Origin of the sequence: Xylanibacter ruminicola, from assembly GCF_900107775.1 — a bacterium.
Taxonomy (GTDB): Bacteria; Bacteroidota; Bacteroidia; order Bacteroidales; family Bacteroidaceae; genus Prevotella; species Prevotella ruminicola_C.
Window position 1 is genome coordinate 88,627 of the sequence record NZ_FNRF01000002.1, and the last position, 17,268, is coordinate 105,894.

16 protein-coding genes are annotated in these 17,268 nt (G+C 47.6%); all 16 read left to right on the forward strand.

The genetic code is table 11. The features are described 5' to 3' along the window. Position 1 precedes the first annotated feature (1 nt). The 16 genes from pfkA (at position 2) to BLU97_RS04550 (ending at position 17,267) form a co-directional block, all read left to right on the forward strand. On the forward strand, positions 2 to 979 hold the full coding sequence (gene pfkA / locus BLU97_RS04475; RefSeq protein ID WP_013064537.1) for a 6-phosphofructokinase: 978 nt from the start codon (positions 2 to 4) through the stop codon (positions 977 to 979). A gap of 61 nt (positions 980 to 1,040) precedes the next feature. Continuing rightward, complete coding sequence (locus BLU97_RS04480; RefSeq protein ID WP_074760454.1) at positions 1,041 to 2,141, forward strand: AAA family ATPase; 1,101 nt, start codon at positions 1,041 to 1,043, stop codon at positions 2,139 to 2,141. A gap of 131 nt (positions 2,142 to 2,272) precedes the next feature. Then, on the forward strand, positions 2,273 to 3,799 hold the full coding sequence (atpD, locus tag BLU97_RS04485; RefSeq protein ID WP_013063092.1) for a F0F1 ATP synthase subunit beta: 1,527 nt from the start codon (positions 2,273 to 2,275) through the stop codon (positions 3,797 to 3,799). A gap of 39 nt (positions 3,800 to 3,838) precedes the next feature. After that, positions 3,839 to 4,081 carry an ATP synthase F1 subunit epsilon gene (gene atpC / locus BLU97_RS04490; RefSeq protein ID WP_074760455.1) on the forward strand — a complete coding sequence of 81 codons (243 nt, stop codon included), beginning with the start codon at positions 3,839 to 3,841 and terminating at the stop codon, positions 4,079 to 4,081. Between the two features lie 21 nt (positions 4,082 to 4,102). Next, positions 4,103 to 4,489, forward strand: a complete 387-nt coding sequence (locus tag BLU97_RS04495; protein WP_254771660.1) for a hypothetical protein — start codon at positions 4,103 to 4,105, stop codon at positions 4,487 to 4,489. A gap of 6 nt (positions 4,490 to 4,495) precedes the next feature. Continuing rightward, entirely contained in the window at positions 4,496 to 5,551 is a 1,056-nt protein-coding gene (atpB, locus tag BLU97_RS04500; protein WP_074760457.1) for a F0F1 ATP synthase subunit A, read from the forward strand. A 68-nt stretch (positions 5,552 to 5,619) separates the two neighbouring features. Continuing rightward, the gene (atpE, locus tag BLU97_RS04505) at positions 5,620 to 5,862 is read left to right on the forward strand and encodes an ATP synthase F0 subunit C (protein ID WP_028913239.1); all 243 of its coding nucleotides are present in this window, start codon (positions 5,620 to 5,622) and stop codon (positions 5,860 to 5,862) included. Between the two features lie 54 nt (positions 5,863 to 5,916). After that, positions 5,917 to 6,432 carry a F0F1 ATP synthase subunit B gene (gene atpF, locus BLU97_RS04510; RefSeq protein WP_013065315.1) on the forward strand — a complete coding sequence of 172 codons (516 nt, stop codon included), beginning with the start codon at positions 5,917 to 5,919 and terminating at the stop codon, positions 6,430 to 6,432. 11 nt (positions 6,433 to 6,443) lie between these two features. Further along, positions 6,444 to 6,980 carry a F0F1 ATP synthase subunit delta gene (locus BLU97_RS04515; protein ID WP_074760458.1) on the forward strand — a complete coding sequence of 179 codons (537 nt, stop codon included), beginning with the start codon at positions 6,444 to 6,446 and terminating at the stop codon, positions 6,978 to 6,980. A 6-nt stretch (positions 6,981 to 6,986) separates the two neighbouring features. Next, positions 6,987 to 8,573 carry a F0F1 ATP synthase subunit alpha gene (atpA, locus tag BLU97_RS04520; protein WP_028908455.1) on the forward strand — a complete coding sequence of 529 codons (1,587 nt, stop codon included), beginning with the start codon at positions 6,987 to 6,989 and terminating at the stop codon, positions 8,571 to 8,573. 6 nt (positions 8,574 to 8,579) lie between these two features. Then, complete coding sequence (locus tag BLU97_RS04525; protein WP_074760459.1) at positions 8,580 to 9,554, forward strand: F0F1 ATP synthase subunit gamma; 975 nt, start codon at positions 8,580 to 8,582, stop codon at positions 9,552 to 9,554. Positions 9,555 to 9,791: 237 nt separating this feature from the next. Continuing rightward, positions 9,792 to 11,123, forward strand: coding sequence for a DUF3575 domain-containing protein (locus BLU97_RS04530; protein ID WP_139208802.1), 1,332 nt, complete (start codon positions 9,792 to 9,794; stop codon positions 11,121 to 11,123). Next, complete coding sequence (locus BLU97_RS04535; protein WP_074760461.1) at positions 11,120 to 12,286, forward strand: hypothetical protein; 1,167 nt, start codon at positions 11,120 to 11,122, stop codon at positions 12,284 to 12,286. Before BLU97_RS04530 ends, BLU97_RS04535 begins: the two co-directional genes overlap by 4 nt. Positions 12,287 to 12,329: 43 nt before the next feature. Continuing rightward, on the forward strand, positions 12,330 to 13,754 hold the full coding sequence (locus tag BLU97_RS04540; RefSeq protein ID WP_081352868.1) for a hypothetical protein: 1,425 nt from the start codon (positions 12,330 to 12,332) through the stop codon (positions 13,752 to 13,754). Then, positions 13,738 to 14,958 carry a fimbrillin family protein gene (locus tag BLU97_RS04545; protein ID WP_074760463.1) on the forward strand — a complete coding sequence of 407 codons (1,221 nt, stop codon included), beginning with the start codon at positions 13,738 to 13,740 and terminating at the stop codon, positions 14,956 to 14,958. Before BLU97_RS04540 ends, BLU97_RS04545 begins: the two co-directional genes overlap by 17 nt. A 23-nt stretch (positions 14,959 to 14,981) precedes the next feature. Beyond that, positions 14,982 to 17,267, forward strand: a complete 2,286-nt coding sequence (locus BLU97_RS04550; RefSeq protein ID WP_081352869.1) for a fimbrillin family protein — start codon at positions 14,982 to 14,984, stop codon at positions 17,265 to 17,267. Position 17,268 lies beyond the last annotated feature (1 nt).

Genomic DNA, 17,268 nt, shown 5'->3' on the forward strand with positions numbered 1-17,268 from the left:
TATGACAAAGATTAAGACAATTGGTATCCTGACGTCGGGAGGCGATGCTCCAGGAATGAATGCCGCTATTCGTGCTGTGACACGTGCCGGTATTTACAACGGTTTTAGGATTAAAGGTATATATCGTGGTTACGAAGGACTGATTCATGATGAGGTTCAGGAGTTTACCACCGAGAATGTAAGTGGCATTGTTACTCGTGGTGGTACTATTCTGAAAACGGCCCGCTCAAAGGAGTTCCCAACACCCGAGGGTATGCAGAAGGCTTACGAGACTTGTGTAAAGGAAGAGATCGACGCACTGGTAGTTATCGGTGGTAACGGTTCGTTGACTGGTGCCCGTAACTTCGGTATGGAGTTCGACTTCCCTGTAATCGGTCTGCCTGGTACGATTGATAACGATTTGTATGGCACCGATTCTACTATCGGTTATGATACAACCATGAATACCATCATGGAGTGTGTGGACCGTATCCGTGATACAGCCAACTCGCATGAGCGTATCTTCTTTGTCGAGGTGATGGGGCGTGATGCCGGATTCCTGGCACAGAACTCGGCTATTGCATGTGGTGCTGAGGCTGCTATCGTACCCGAGGAGAGTACCGATGTCGACCAGTTGGCACAGTTCATGAGTCGTGGTATCCGTAAATCAAAGAAGTCGTGTATCGTGATTGTGTCGGAGAGTCCTAAGTGTGGCGCTCTGTACTATGCCGATCGCGTCAAGAAGGAGTTCCCTGAGTTTGATGTACGTGTGTCTATCCTGGGACATCTGCAGCGTGGTGGTACACCATCAGCGCGCGACCGCATTCTGGCTGCTACCACAGGTGTTGGTGCTATCGAAGCCATCAAACAGGGACAGCGCAACGTGATGGTTGGTATCCGCAATAACGAGGTGGTTTATGTACCTTTCAGCGAGTGCATCCGTACTGATAAGCGTTTCGACAAGCGACTGATTAAGGTACTCGACGAGCTCAGCATTTGATATTAAACATTCTTGGCGATGCCAAGCGTACTAAAGAAACGATTAAAAGATTAAACATTAAATGCCAGATATAAAGAAAATAGTTCTGACAGGAGGACCTTGTGCTGGTAAGACTACCGCGTTGGTAAAGATTACCGAGTATTTCTCAGGGTTTGGTTACAAGGTGTTCAACGTGCCCGAGGTGCCTACTATCTATAGTACCGCAGGCTGGAACTACCTTACGCCTAACCGTAAATTGTACTATCAAGGCGAACGTGCCATTCTGGAAACCCAATTGGCACTCGAAAACCAGTTTATGAAGTTGGCCGAGGTTTGTGAAGATCCCGTGCTGGTGGTTTGCGATAGAGGCGCGATGGATATTTCGGCCTATATCAAACCCGAGGAGTGGGAGGAGATAACCCACATGGCTGGTACCAATTCCGAGGCTTTGCGCGAGAGCTACGATGCTGTGCTGCACCTGGTGAGTGCGGCCGATGGCGCCGAGCAGTATTATACTACTGCCACCAACGCCACCCGCTACGAGCAAGCCAACGAAGAAGGATTGCGTATTGCCCGTGAACTGGATAAGAAGGTGATCGAGGCTTGGACCGGTCATCCCCATCTGCGTGTGATTAACAATCACGACGATTTCGATAATAAGATCAAGCGTGTGCTTACTGAGATTTCAAAGGTTGTAGGTTTGCCACAGCCTGTGCAGGAGGAGCGTATCTTCCGTGTTGAAATCATCGGTGAAATTCCCGAGTGCTCCGAGAGCTTGATTACCCAGACCTATCTGGTAGCCGAGCCTGGTAGCGAGGTGCGCCTGCGCCGCCGCGAATGGAGTGGGGGTAAGGTGGTGAATGTTCACCGCTCGAAGAAACGCATTAGCGAAACCGAAGTGATTGAGACAGAGCGTCAGGTTGATAACAACCTGTACGAGCAGATGCTGCAGCAGGCCGATCCTTACCGCGTAACCATCCACAAAAAGCGTCAGAGCTTTATCTGGAAAGGTCAGTTCTTCCAGATCGACACCTTCCAGGACCCTGTCAGCAATCTGGTAATGATGGAAACCAAAGGTATTTCGGAACAGGAAACCGTTAACTTCCCCCCGTTCGTAAAAGTGCTCGAGGATGTGACCGGAAATCCTAAATATCTGAACTATAACATCGCTTTGCGCCGATGAAAAGTCGCCAAAAATGGTGAATTTGGGAATTTTGTCGTGTAAAAGTTCGTTTGTTCGGATAATATTACTTACCTTTGCAAGCATTATAACGAAAATATAAATCTATAGTAACTTAAAAAATAAAACAGCGTATGTCACAAATTACTGGACACATTTCGCAGATTATCGGCCCTGTTATCGACGTATATTTCGATACCGAGGGCCAGGATGCCGAAAAGGTGTTGCCAAAGATTTACGATGCTCTGAAGATTGATCGTGGCGACGGGCGCGACCTGATTGTCGAGGTGCAGCAGCACATCGGCGAGGATACGGTGCGTTGCGTAGCTATGGATAATACCGACGGATTGCATCGTGGACTTGAGGCTATCCCCCTGGGCTCACCTATCGTGATGCCTGCAGGCGATCAGATTAAGGGTCGAATGCTGAACGTTATCGGTCAGCCTATCGATGGTATGAAACAGCTCGATATGGAAGGCGCTTATCCTATCCACCGCGAGGCTCCAACATTCGAAGAATTATCAACCAAGAAAGAGATTCTGGCTACAGGTATTAAGGTTATCGACCTGCTGGAGCCTTACATGAAGGGTGGTAAGATCGGACTGTTTGGTGGTGCCGGTGTAGGTAAAACGGTGCTTATCATGGAGTTGATTAACAACATTGCCAAAGGTCACAACGGATTCTCTGTATTCGCTGGTGTAGGTGAGCGTACCCGTGAGGGTAACGACCTGATCCGCGAGATGATTGAGAGTGGTGTAATCCGCTACGGTGAGAAGTTCCGCGAGGCTATGGATCAGGGTAAGTGGGATTTGAGTCTTGTTGATCCTGAGGAGTTGAAGAAATCGCAGGCCACACTGGTTTACGGACAGATGAACGAGCCCCCTGGCGCACGTGCTTCGGTAGCCCTCTCTGGTCTGACAGTAGCCGAGGGATTCCGCGATGGTGGCGGTAAGGATGGCGGTGCTGCCGATATCCTGTTCTTCATCGATAATATCTTCCGTTTCACCCAGGCAGGTTCTGAGGTATCAGCTCTGCTGGGACGTATGCCATCAGCTGTAGGTTATCAGCCCACACTGGCTTCTGAGATGGGATCGATGCAGGAGCGAATCACTTCTACCAAGACTGGTTCTATCACCTCAGTACAGGCTGTATATGTACCTGCCGACGACTTGACCGACCCTGCACCTGCAACCACGTTTACACACCTGGATGCTACTACCGTGCTGGATCGTAAGATTGCCGAGCTGGGTATCTATCCTGCTGTTGATCCTCTGGGTTCTACATCACGTATCCTCGATCCACTGATTGTGGGTAAGGCTCACTACGATTGTGCCCAGCGTGTAAAGGAGATTCTGCAGCGCTATAAGGAACTTCAGGATATTATTGCTATTCTGGGTATGGATGAGCTTTCCGACGAGGATAAGCTGACTGTGAACCGTGCACGTCGTGTACAGCGCTTCCTGTCGCAGCCATTCTCGGTAGCATCACAGTTCACCGGTCTGCCAGGTGTAATGGTACCTATCGAAGAGACTATCAAGGGCTTCAATGCTATTCTCGATGGCGAGGTCGACGATCTGCCCGAGCAGGCATTCCTGAATGTTGGTACTATCGAGGATGCCAAGGAGAAAGCCAAGAAACTGCTCGAAGCTGCCAAAGCGTAACATTAAACATTAAAGATTAAACATTAAACATTAAAGTTTATGTTACAGCTTAAGATTGTTTCTCCCGAAAAGATAGAGTTCTGCGGTGCGGTTGAGAGCGTATTCGTACCTGGCACAATGGGCCAGTTTGAGATACTGCAGGATCATGCGCCAATCATCTCTACCCTCCAGTGCGGTACTGTGGAATATACCACAGCCGAGGGAAAAGCCCAGCTGGAGATACAGGGTGGTTTCGTGGAGGTGCAGAAGAATGTGGTAAGTCTTTGTGTAGAACTGAAGTAATTTTGAGTTAATCGTATGACAATGGATATCCAGAAGTTGAGCGTAGCCTACATCCGACAGGGACTGATGGTAACAGTAGCTCTGGCACTCATCGCTTTCCTGGTGATGCAGGTAAAGTATCTCGACTTGCTTACACCCGTCATCGTTAGTGTGGCATTCTCGCTTGTAGTATGCGTGAGTATCGCCCTGATATGGCGCCGTGTGGCCCTGCGTTCAGCCGATAGCCTGCCTACCTTCTTTACGGCGGTGTCAGGCTTCCGTATGCTGTTGGCGCTGGCGGTTATGTTTGTCTATTATCTGGTTGATACTCAAGATTCTATGCTTCGTTTCTTCATGGTGTTTATAGCATTCTATTTTGCTATGCTTGCACACCATTCCATCTTCTTCGCCAGAATTAATAATAGATAAGTAGTAATGAAAACAATTAGAACGATAATCCTCCTGATGATGGTAGCCCTGCTGCCTGTGCCTGCCCTGGCTAACGAGGGTGGAGAAGGTGAGGAGCTCGACATCCCCGAGATTGTACTCGAGCACCTGGCCGACTCTTACGAATGGCATATCGCCAGCTATCAGGGTAGTCATATCAGCATTCCGTTGCCAATCATCCTTCGTAGTGCGAGCGATAATCCAGGACAAAAGTGGTTCTTCTGCACCGCTCACAGTCTGCCCGAGCAGTTCTTCTTCAGCGAGGAACATCATGGCAAGATATATGAGCGTGTAGGAGGCGAAGAGGTACGCCCCCTCGACCTGAGCATCACCAAGAGTGTGCTGCAGATATGGATTGTGGTGGTAGTGCTGATTACGGTTTTCCTGAGCTGTGCCCGCTGGTATAAGAACCACGATGCGAAGAGCGAGGCTCCGAAGGGATTTGTAGGAGCCATGGAGATGATCGTGATGACGATTCATGACGACCTCATCAAGTCGTCGATAGGTGAGAAGCGCTACAAGCCGTATGCCCCTTACCTGCTCACGGTGTTCTTCTTTATCCTTACCTGTAATCTCATCGGATTGATACCTGTATTCCCAGGCGGCGCCAATGTTACTGGCAACATTAACATCACCTTCTTCCTGGCGGTGTGCACCATGTTGGCCATTAACCTGTTTGCCAATAAGGAGTACTGGAAGGAGATTTTCTGGCCCGAGGTACCTCTGTTCCTCAAGGCCTATCCCGCTCCGGTAATGCCACTCATCGAGTTGTTCGGCGTGTTCACCAAGCCTTTTGCGCTGATGATCCGTCTTTTTGCCAACATGATGGCAGGTCACGCTGTGATACTCTCGTTCACCTGTGTGATTTTCCTCGGTTGGTCGATGGGTGTAGGATTCGGTCTCGGACTGAATGCTTTCAGCATCATCATGCTTCTGTTTATGAATGCACTCGAGTTGCTGGTAGCTTTTGTTCAGGCTTATGTATTTACCATGCTTAGTGCGGTGTTTATCGGGCTTGCCCACAAAGAGCACCACGCAGAGTAAAATCTAAGAATTGCAAAATTCAAAAATTGAAATAGAAACAACATTATTAATAATTAAAAATTAAAAGTATTATGATTTCAGCTTTATTTTTAGCCGAGGGTCTGGCTCAGCTGGGCTGCGGTATCGGTGCAGGTATTGCAACAATTGGTGCAGGTTTGGGTATTGGTAAGATTGGTGGTAGCGCTATGGACGCTATTGCTCGCCAGCCAGAGGCTACTGGTAAGATTCAGACCAACATGATTCTGACATCTGCTTTCGTTGAGGGTTGTGCCCTTTTCGCTATCGCAGCTTGTGCATTCCTTATCAAGTAAGGATTGAAGAATTCAAGAATTGAAGTTTTCAAGAACTGAAAAATTTTAAATAATATGGATTTCAGTAAACTGCCAGCAATCCTCACCCCCGATCTGGGACTCTTGTTCTGGATGCTTCTGGCGTTTGCCGTCGTCTTCTTCGTACTTGCCAAGTACGGTTTTCCTGCCATCGTAGGTATGGTTGAGGAGCGAAACCGTTACATTGAAGACAGTCTCAAAAAGGCCCACGAGGCCCAGGAGCGTTTGGCTAACATCGAGAAGGAGGGAGAATCCATCTTGCAGGAGGCACGTGCCAAGCAGGCTCAGATACTGAAGGAGGCTGCCGAAACACGCGACGCTATTGTGGAGCAGGCTCAGGAGAAGGCTAGGGCCGAAGGTGCCCGACTTTTGGAAGATGCCCGTGTGGCTATCGACCAGGAGAAGAAAGCCGCCATTGCCGATATCCGTCAGCAGGTTGCCGCTCTGAGTGTTGGCATCGCCGAGAAGGTTCTCAAGCAGAGCCTGAAGGACGACAAGGCACAGATGGATTTGATTGACCGTATGCTGGATGATGTTTCTACTGATAAATAAGCATTAAACGTATGGATATAGGAGTCATATCGGTAAGATACGCGCGAGCACTCCTCAAGAGTGCCACCGACGCCAAGATAGAGCAGCAGGTGTATGCCGAGATGCAGCAGATAGCCAAGAGCTACATCGAGGTGCCACAGTTGCGCTCTACGATTGACAATCCGATGCTCTCGAAGGATAAGAAGGAGGCGCTGCTGCTCACAGCGGCAGGCAAGGAACCTTCGGCTCTGATGAAGGCCTTCGTACAGCTTGTGCTGAAGGAAGACCGCGAGAGTGTGATGCAGTTCATCGCCAATTCGTACGTCACGCTTTACCGCCAGCAGAAGAATGTCATCCGCGGACGACTCATCACCGCTGCAGCCGTATCGCCTGAAACAGAACAGAAGATGCGCCGCATGGTGGAGAGTAAGACTAATGGAACAGTAGAGTTTGAGTCGCAGGTAAACCCCGACATCATCGGTGGTTTCATCCTCGAGTACGACACCTACCGCATGGACGCCAGTGTCAAGACCAAACTCAACAGTATTCTCAATACATTAAAAAAGTAAACAACAATGTCAGATAAGATTAAACCAAGCGAAGTTTCCCAGGTGCTGCTCGATCAGCTCAAGGGAATCTCGGATGCCGAGAAGTTCGACGAGGTAGGTACCGTACTCACCGTCAGCGATGGTGTGGCACGTATCTACGGACTGCGCAACGCCGAGGCTAACGAGCTGCTGGAGTTTGAGAACGGTACCATGGCTATCGTGATGAACCTTGAGGAGGACAACGTAGGTTGTGTGCTCTTGGGCTCTACCTCAGGCATCAAGGAAGGCATGGTAGTGAAGCGTACCAAGCGTATCGCCTCTATCCGTGTAAACGACAACATGCTCGGTCGCGTTATCAATCCGCTGGGTCAGGCTATCGACGGTAAGGGTGATATCGATCTCACCGAGGCATTCGAGATGCCTCTGGATCGTAAGGCCCCTGGTGTTATCTACCGCCAGCCCGTTAAGGAGCCTCTGCAGACAGGATTGAAGGCCATCGACTCGATGATTCCTATCGGTCGTGGACAGCGTGAGTTGATCATCGGCGACCGTCAGACGGGTAAGACCGCCATCGCCGTTGATACCATCATCAATCAGAAGAGTTTCTACGAGGCAGGTAAGCCCGTATATTGTATCTATGTAGCTATCGGTCAGAAGGCCAGTACCGTTGCTGCCCTCGTTTCTACACTGCAGGAGCACGGCGCTATGCCTTACACCATCGTGGTAGCCGCTACAGCTGCCGATCCTGCTGCTATGCAGTACTATGCACCATTTGCCGGTGCTGCTATCGGTGAGTACTTCCGCGATCGCGGTCTGCCAGCCCTGGTAGTTTACGACGATCTGTCGAAGCAGGCTGTGGCCTATCGTGAGGTATCGCTGATTCTGCGTCGTCCTTCAGGACGTGAGGCTTATCCTGGTGATGTGTTCTATCTGCACTCACGCCTTTTGGAGCGTGCTGCTAAGATGAACGAACAGCAGGAGGTAGCCGAGCAGATGAACGACCTGCCCGAGTGTATGAAGGGCCATGTAAAGGGTGGTGGTTCGCTTACCGCTCTGCCTATCATCGAGACTCAGGCCGGCGACGTATCGGCTTACATCCCAACTAACGTAATTTCGATTACCGACGGACAGATCTTCCTCGAGAGCGACCTCTTCAACCAAGGTTTCCGTCCTGCCATCAACGTAGGTATCTCGGTATCTCGTGTGGGTGGTTCAGCTCAGATCAAGAGTATGAAGAAGGTGGCTGGTACCTTGAAGATCGACCAGGCTCAGTATCGTGAGCTCGAGGCCTTCTCTAAGTTCTCGAGTGATATGGATGCCGTAACAGCGATGACACTGGACCGTGGACGTAAAAACAACCAGTTGTTGATTCAGCCACAGTACAGCCCAATGCCAGTAGGCGAGCAGATCGCCATCCTGTATTGCGGTGTACATGGTCTGATGCGTGAAGTGCCCATCGCTAAGGTACGCGAGTGCCAGACATCGTTCCTTGATAAGCTGCGCTCAGCTCATCCCGAGGTTATCGAGACCCTGGCCAGTGGTAAGATCGACGATGCTACCACCGCAACTATCGAGGCTGTAATGGCCGACATTGCTGGAACGTATAAAGCCTGATAGCCTATGCCTAGCCTGAAAGAAATTAAAGGCCGCATAGCCTCAGTCAATTCTACGCGAAAGATTACGTCGGCTATGAAGATGGTTGCCTCCAGCAAACTGCACCACGCACAGGTGGCTATTCAGAATATGCTGCCTTACGAGGAGTTGTTGGAGCACATCCTCAAGTCGTTCTTAGCTGCCGAAGCCGAGGCTCAGACTATCTACGATCAGGAGCGCCCTGTAAAAAGGGCTGCGCTTGTGGTGTTCTCAAGTAACTCGTCGCTTTGCGGCGGTTTCAATGCCAACATCATCAAGCAGATGACACATGCCGTGGATGAGTACGCCGAAACCATAGGTCGCGATAATGTGGAGATTTATCCCATTGGTCGCAAGGTGTACGAGAAGGCACGCAAGATGGGTTTGAATGTGCAGGGCGAGTATTCGGCCCTTGCCGATCATCCCAATGTGCACGACTGCATTGAGATAGCTATGGAGCTGGGTCGTAAGTTTGCTCAGGGCGAGATTGATAAGGTTGAACTCATCTATCACCACTTTAAGAGTGCAGGTTCGCAGGTACTTACCCGCAAAACATTCCTGCCAATCGATGTGGAGAGTGAGTTGAAGGCTGATCATGAGCGCGATCTTGAGAGTGTGATTGCCACCAAGCAGAGTCAGGAGTACCTTAAGAATAGGGGAGAGCGTAAGGACGAGGGTGCTAAGAGCGAAGAGGTTAAGCCACTTAACGATAACTTTATCGTTGAGCCCGACATGAACTGTGTGCTCTCGCTGCTCATGCCAAAACTGGCTCACCTGATGCTCTACACAGCCCTGTTGGATAGCAATGCCTCCGAGCATGCAGCCCGAATGGTAGCTATGCAAACGGCCACTGATAATGCCGATGAATTGCTGCGCCAGCTCAACTTACAATACAACAAGAGCCGCCAGCAAGCCATTACATCCGAATTGCTCGATATTGTGGGTGGTTCGGTTAATAACTAACATGTAAAAGAAGTTTGCGAAACCAAAAACGCAAACTTCTTTTATTTTTATTCTAAATTATGTTAAACACCAAACTCAATTTTTGAGTTTTTGCAAGATTTTTTATAATTTTGCACTCGCTTAAAAAGAGGATATTGATTTAAAATTATTTAAAAAATTAAAGTGCGACAAGTAAACTACTGTCTACTACGACACTTGTGGTGTGTGTTATTCGTGCTTTTAGTCCAAGCAAACGCTTTGGCTCAGAAGCCTGATGTGCGGCTATACAAACAGCTGCCCGATTACCCTTTTGTGTTTGTTTCCGATTCCCTTGTGTCTACACCACCGGTTATCAGCGATTCGCTGTTCGATATGATTGCGCGAGGTGTGCGATTCAAAGTAAACAGAACCGAACTGCCCACCAACGATTCCTTTATCTCGTTGTATAACGATAGCTTGGTGCCTTGGCTCAAGAATCACAATCTTATTCTGCGCCAGGTGTTTGTTAAGGGAGCAGCTTCGCCCGAAGGTCCTTATGATAACAACCTGCGTCTCAGTCGTGAGCGTACCAATCGCTTGATTGAATTCCTGAGCAGCAACATCAATCAGCCCATAGCTCATCGTCCCATCAATTCAAAGTTTGTAACCGAGGATTATGCCTATCTGGTAAAACTGATGGAGCTGGCTGGCGATGCCGAATATCAGCAGGTAAAACGCATCTGGGATAGCTGCAATGGTGATGAGCGCCTGTGCAAAAGTAGACTGATGGCGCTGAATGGCGGCACCACCTGGAATCGCCTGTTGCAGGTGTATTATCCCACATTGCGCCAGAGCCGTATGGTGCTTTGGTATATGATTAATCCCGAGTACATGCCTATCCCCAAGTGCAACTCTGTGCTTAGGGCTGATATGCTGGCTGTACCTGGTGTTGCAGCCTATCTGCCGCTATCATCCGATAGCACGTCAACCAAGGTGTACAAGCGCCGCCACTTGATAGCTATCCGTACCAATCTGCTGCACGATTTCCTGTATGTGCCCCAGTTCGGTTTTGCTCCTGGTGCCAATATCCAGTTAGAGTATTATCCGCTGTCGGGCCACTATACCTATAATGCAGGTTTCACTTTTACCAATCATCGCCATTGGGACACCCATAAATTCATGCAGATTCGCGATGCCCAGTTAGAGGTCCGTCGCTATTTTAAAGGTCAAGGTCAGTTCCTGGGTACCTATCTCGGCGCCTATGCCGAAGGTATGGTTTACGGCATCGGCTTTAGCGCCACCAAAGGCTGGGAAGGCGAGGGTGGAGGTGCAGGCCTCACTATCGGTCACACCTGCAAACTCAACAAAAAAGGCAGTCTGCGTTTAGAACTGAGTCTGAGTGCAGGTGCGTTTGTTACGGTTTATGATCCCTATGTATGGGGCAATCCTATCAATGGTACCATCGATGGACTCTACTACTATGATTACCATGGTAGTACCAGTTTGTTTAAGGAGCGAAACCATCGCTTTATGTGGTTCGGTCCCACCAATGCAGGCATCCATCTTACTTACGACATTATTTACCGAAAGAAGAAGGAGGTTACACGATGAAACGCTTACATATTATATATATAACAGTTATCATGCTGAGCCTGGCCTCGTGTATCGAGCCGCCCTTGCATCTGCCCGGACAGGAGCTTGCCGTTGATCTGCAGGTAGCCCAGACTGAGTTGAATGTCGTATGGGACAACGAGGTACAGTTAGAACACGAGTGGTATTACGGCTGGGACCTGAAGGACGACTCTATCTGGGGACATATCGGTTATCCCACACCTACGCGTTACGAGGTGCGCCGCTATTACAAGGGCGATAATCCTTTAGGTATGCATACTAATTTGGATGCCTTTACTACCAACACTAGTAGGTTCCGCCGTTACTTCCAGTTTGGATATTACGACATGCTGTTCTATAGCGACATCGACTCCGAAGATGGTACACAGGTGCTGGTGATGAACGAGACGCCCGACTCTGTGATTGCTACCACCACAGGCACACGAGGCATTTCGCGAAGCATCCTGAATATGAGTCGTGCCAATAGTGGTGACTCTACGGGAGTTATCGGATTGCTCAACCAGCCCGAGATTTTCTATGCCGCCTATACCGAGAACGTGTATATATCAAGTGATTTGAACGATTACGAATACGATCCCGTTGAGAATATCTACATTAAACACCTCGAGGCTAAGTTGCGCCCGCTGGTTTATATCTATCTGGTGCAGTTTATCCTGTATAACAACGAGGATGGCAAGATTACAGGTGTTAACGGTAATGCGGCGCTGTCGTCGATGGCCAGCGCCACCAACGTAAATACGGGTCATACCAGTAGCACACCCGCTGTGGTTTACTTTAATACCCGCATGAAGAAGAACCAGGTGGTTGATGGACAGGCGTGCGATGTGATTGGTGGAAAACTCACCACCTTCGGACTCTGCGATAACGAGCCTTACACCCGTTCGGGTTCTACCTATTCTGGTTCACGTGGAAACCTGAAGAACTACCTGTATTACGACCTGGTTTGGAACAACGGACAGGTGAAGACCTATGATTTCGAGGTTACCGACCAATGTCTGGCTCAGGCACATGGTGGTATTCTTACTGTAAAGATCGACTGCTCAAAGCTTACCCCTCCCGAAAGCGAAGAGTCGGGTAGTGGCAGTCTGTTTGTCCCCACCGTCGAGGATTACGATGAGGTGTTCTGGGAGATTGAGATTTAAAACAACGAAATAATAATAACACGATATTAAACAGTTACGCAAAATGAAAAAACAAGTATTATTCGCAATCGCAACCATGACCCTGGCCAGCTGCAGCAGCGATGGCCTGGTAAACAATTCGTCATCAGGCGGTGGCGAGGCACCTATTGCCTTTAGTGTAGAGAAAAAGAACATCACCCGTGCTACAAATCTTGAGACTTTGGGTCACTACAACTTCGGTGTTTGGGCTTACAAGTACAAGGAAGGCGCCAAAACAGGTGCAGAGGTAATGAATCATTATCTTGTAGGTTATTCAAATGGCGTTGATGAGGGTTACGACAAATCTAAGGCTACCACATGGGCTGGAAGTACAGATTCTGATGAGGACCACGTATCACCTTGGTTCTATGAAGGTCTTGGAAATGGCGAATATTCAACAACAAACTCAAAGTTCTATCAGAGTGGTCAGACTGCGTATATGGCTAAGAACTCAAAGCAGATTCTGCGTTATTGGGACTTGGCTTATGCTACAACAAACTTCTATGCATATGCTCCATACAATCAGAATGTTACTTTTGAAGAGAGTTCAACTGGTGCAAAGACAATGACTTTTGGTGCCACCAATACCATTCGTGATGGTTATGACAACCCTTTGAATAGCGCTTATACAGGTTTTGATCGTTCATTGTCAGAGTATATGTATGCAGGTGTTCAGGCTACAAATTCTGCAAAGAAGGACGTGATTGTACCTTTCAAACACATGGGTGCTCAGGTTAACGTCCGTTTCTATGAGGATATTCCTAACTACCGTGTAGAGATTATCGACTTGGGTGCTGATAATGGTACATTTGCTACTGATGTTAAGGATGATTTGAAAAAGGGCATCCAGGCTACTCCTGCAAAGAAAACAGAAGATACTTATGGAAGCAGTAAATATTTTACTACAAATGGTGCCACAATAACCTTTGATGCTGACGCAACACCAACTTTTAAATATACAACTGAGGGTAGTAATGAAACTTCGGATAACCTGATGTTCTTGGTTCCTAATACGAATCTTGATGAGACTACAATTCCTGGTCATAAGTTGATCCCAGAGGCTGTAACCTCTGGTACTCAGACTGCATTTGCAACATCTCCAACAGTATACTATGCTGTAGCACAGCCAGATAACAGCGAAACAGGCTTCACCTTCCATATCTCTTATCGTATTATTGCAGAGGATAATAAGGAAGTAATCACAGTTCATAATGCTACAGTATTTGTTCCTGCAAAGGATGGCTCTGAATTTATTGCTGCTTGGCAGCCTAACGTAAAGTATACCTATTCTTTCAAGATTACAAAGAACTCTACTGGTACAACATATCCTGAAACAGAAATTAAACCAACAGATCCAACACCAAGCACTAAAAAGAGTCTTTATCCTATCGTGTTTGATGGTGCTACTATCGAAGATTATACACCAAATTCGAATGCGAAAGAATACTAAAAAATATAATTATACCCTGTGGTGGGCTGGCGCACTTTTGTGCGCTGGCCTTACCGCTTGTACTGCCGACACTACCATTCAAGAGGAGGATGTGGTTGATAACCAAACGCCTATGGCATTTGGCACATCGCTCTCAACATCTGAGTCGGCTGTTACCCGTGCCGCTACCTCGTTAGCTGCGGGGTTTAAGGTTGGCACATGGAAGAAATTTAAACAGGAAGGCGAGCAGCTGGTGATGGATGGCTATCAGGTAAATTACAACTCCGCTGCCACCACCTATCGCTGGTATTACGAAGGTGTTAACAACCAGGTGCTGCGCTACTGGGACCTCTCGGCCTATCCCTACGAGTTCCGTGCCGTATCGCCTTACTTCGATGGTGCCACAATCACAACATCAGGCTTAGATTTAAACTTAACAGGCCACCGTCCGTTCAAGGCACAAATCTATATAAACGGCACGTATAATGTTTCTAACGATGAGAGTGAGCCCTGTGTAGTGGCGCAAGTATGCCGCAAGCAGAATGGCTCTTATTTTGAAGACTACGACGAAATTAAATCTACAGAGATTAATACTGATGGCAAGACAAATGCCGTACGCGAGGTGCAGATGCCTTTTCATCACTTGATAACCAAAGTGGGATTCCGTATCTTTATCGACGATCCTCAGCCTTCATCGCCAACCTATAAGGTTACGCTGAAGAGCATTAAAATCTCAGTGGTAAATGCTGATAATCAGTTTATTACAGCCAGCAATCGCTATACCGCAACCAATACTCAGGGCTTGGGCAGCGGTACCTTTGCTGAGAATACTAGAGCAACAGACGAATTTACGCTGCTGCAGCATGGCGAATACACAGACGAGAACCTGCGTGAACACCTGAACCGTGCAACGGCTTACGACTTGTGCGAAAACTACATGCAGCAGATACCCCAAAAAGATGTTCAGATTCGTGTGCAGGTTGAGATGCTCACCTACAACGAGGTAAACGGAACAATGGTAGATACCAAAAACATTACTTACGATCGCGTGCTCAGCTTGGATAAAACAAGCACCACAGGCGATAAGTTTACTTGGGAGCCTGATACCCGCTACATATATTATCTGCATATCCCCAACTTGATAAAAGACGATATCTACCTTGACACGTGCGAGGTTTTGTTGTGGGACGAGGTGCAGACTTCAGATATCACCATAGAATTATAATAAAAAAAAGAAAGAATAAGATAATGACTACACTTTTTAAGTACACCCTGTCAATGGTTGCCCTTTGTGGCGCTTTGGCTTCATGTTCCGACGAAACCACAAGCGGTGGTAATGCGAACAACAACGATGGTAAGGAGCTGATTGCTCTTTCAGGTAACGACAACGGCGTAACTCGCGCCGCCCTCACTCGTGGTGGTTTTTCTGCTGCCACAACAGTTGAAATGCGTATAAAAGCTGAGGATATTAGTGGTATTGTTACAACTGATCGCTACGCTAAAGCTACTGCAACAGCATCAGCAACTACGGGTAACGATTTGTCTTCGCTCACTTATGCTGGCGGTATGGCACGTTATTGGGACGATGCTTTTGGCCGTAATTCACAGTTAACGATTTATGCGTTTGCTATCCCTGGTAAAACCGATGCTACTTTGCTGCCTACTTGGTCATCTGACGGCTGGACAGCTGTTGATGCAAGCACTAACCCTAACTGGTATATAGGTACTGAGTACACAACAGTAACTTGGGGTGTAGAAACAGTCCAGACTGCTGCCACAATGCTTGAGGACGACCTTACCTATAGTAATAATATTAGTGCAAATGGTAAAGGTGGCCGTTATTATTATACATACAATACAAGCAATAGTACTTGGACTGAAAACAAATTTGGCGATGGCCCATTAACATGGACTGCTAAGGCTAAAGGCGAGACCACTGGTAAGTTTGATAAGGGCCACTTGGTTTTCAAGCACGCTTTGGCTAAGATTGAGATTAACCTGAAGGAGAGTAACGGCTACGACACATCTTCTGCTGGTGATTTTCAGTGGACGAATACTGCCACTGGTCAGAACATCACCCTGACAGGCTTTAACACCAGTGGTACTTTCGATGTGTCTGATGGTTCGTGGGATGGTCTGTCTTCTTCAAAAATCACCCAGATGGATGAAGAAACTGGTACACCTGCAGCTCAGACTACTCGTCAGTTGTATGCATACGTATTGCCTGGTACCAATCTCTATAATACTACTACCAATGTTGTAGAGTTCGAGATTGATAACTCGAAGTATTATGTAACAGGTACTCAGATTGCTAATGCTATTCGTAAGTACTATGAGAATGCTACGGATGCAACTGCTGCTTACAAAACATTTACTACAATCGAGTCAGGTAAGCACTATGTCATCAACCTCTCTGTCGCCAAGAAGAGTATTGAGCGCATCACGGCTGCAATCGTAGACTGGGAGACTGTTAACTCTGACGATGCCGATGCCCAGAATACCTATGCAAAGTTTACTTTGGACGATCGTGGTTCAAAACTTACTGATGTAAGCGATTTGAAGTTTAACCTCTATCGTGCCGCTAAGGATGCCGGCGACTACATTACAGCAAACACTGAAGCAAACTACGATTGGAAATCTGGCTATTCAACAACTGCTGCCACCAAATTGTATGATACAAACAACAGTTTATGGACGACAAATTGGTACTACGATAACAACCAAACTTATTATCACTTCCGTGCTGTCGGTGATAATGATGGTGCAAATGTTGGTATCAATACCGATGCCAACAATGGCGATTACTTTTCCATCGGTTCTGGTTCTGCTTATAAGGATTACATCTGGGGTGCTCCATTCAATAAGAATACTGGTAATACATTTACTTACTCTACCACTTACGGTTTCGATGGCGCTAGCACTACTACCCACCAGCTGGCGCAGGCTATTAGTTCAACAGGTAGTCAGATCAATATGCTGCTGTTCCACGTAACCAGCCATATTACGGTAAATATAAAGACTACAACAGGTGACAATAAGGTAACTCTGGATGGTACTAACACGAAGGTTGAGATTCTGAAATTCCTCCCCGATGGAAAAGTGCTGATGGGTAATGGTTTGGTTTCTGCTTCTGGCACAAGAACTACTAAAGCAATGAATCTTGACGCCTATACAGTTGAGAATGGTACAACTCCCGCTCAGGTTACATTTAGCTATGGTGTTGTTCCACAGTCACTTTCCGATGGTACAACTGACGGCACTATCGGTCTGCGCATCACTACACCTGATGGCAACCAGTATGTGGTAAGTGATTTGAGCAAATGTACAGCTACTGCGATAACAAATGACAACTTGACCAATCCTTACACAGAGAAAGATGATAAAGGTAACTACAAAATTACCTCTTGGTTTCCTGGTTACAAATACACTTATAACATTACCATCAAGAAGACTGGTATTGAGCGTATAACCGCTGCTGTTGTAGGATGGGAGACTGTAACAGGTAAGGATATTGAGATCGACCTGGAGAATTAAT

Excerpts from the sequence above, each read along its gene's own strand:
- atpB (WP_074760457.1), top strand. The coding sequence starts at position 4,496 with ATGAAAACAATTAGAACGATAATCCTCCTGATGATGGTAGCCCTGCTG.
- BLU97_RS04545 (WP_074760463.1), top strand. The coding sequence starts at position 13,738 with ATGCGAAAGAATACTAAAAAATATAATTATACCCTGTGGTGGGCTGGC.
- atpC (WP_074760455.1), top strand. The coding sequence starts at position 3,839 with ATGTTACAGCTTAAGATTGTTTCTCCCGAAAAGATAGAGTTCTGCGGT.
- atpF (WP_013065315.1), top strand. The coding sequence starts at position 5,917 with ATGGATTTCAGTAAACTGCCAGCAATCCTCACCCCCGATCTGGGACTC.
- BLU97_RS04540 (WP_081352868.1), top strand. The coding sequence starts at position 12,330 with ATGAAAAAACAAGTATTATTCGCAATCGCAACCATGACCCTGGCCAGC.
- BLU97_RS04550 (WP_081352869.1), top strand. The coding sequence starts at position 14,982 with ATGACTACACTTTTTAAGTACACCCTGTCAATGGTTGCCCTTTGTGGC.
- pfkA (WP_013064537.1), top strand. The coding sequence starts at position 2 with ATGACAAAGATTAAGACAATTGGTATCCTGACGTCGGGAGGCGATGCT.
- BLU97_RS04480 (WP_074760454.1), top strand. The coding sequence starts at position 1,041 with ATGCCAGATATAAAGAAAATAGTTCTGACAGGAGGACCTTGTGCTGGT.
- BLU97_RS04495 (WP_254771660.1), top strand. The coding sequence starts at position 4,103 with ATGGATATCCAGAAGTTGAGCGTAGCCTACATCCGACAGGGACTGATG.
- BLU97_RS04515 (WP_074760458.1), top strand. The coding sequence starts at position 6,444 with ATGGATATAGGAGTCATATCGGTAAGATACGCGCGAGCACTCCTCAAG.
- atpD (WP_013063092.1), top strand. The coding sequence starts at position 2,273 with ATGTCACAAATTACTGGACACATTTCGCAGATTATCGGCCCTGTTATC.
- BLU97_RS04535 (WP_074760461.1), top strand. The coding sequence starts at position 11,120 with ATGAAACGCTTACATATTATATATATAACAGTTATCATGCTGAGCCTG.
- BLU97_RS04525 (WP_074760459.1), top strand. The coding sequence starts at position 8,580 with ATGCCTAGCCTGAAAGAAATTAAAGGCCGCATAGCCTCAGTCAATTCT.
- atpA (WP_028908455.1), top strand. The coding sequence starts at position 6,987 with ATGTCAGATAAGATTAAACCAAGCGAAGTTTCCCAGGTGCTGCTCGAT.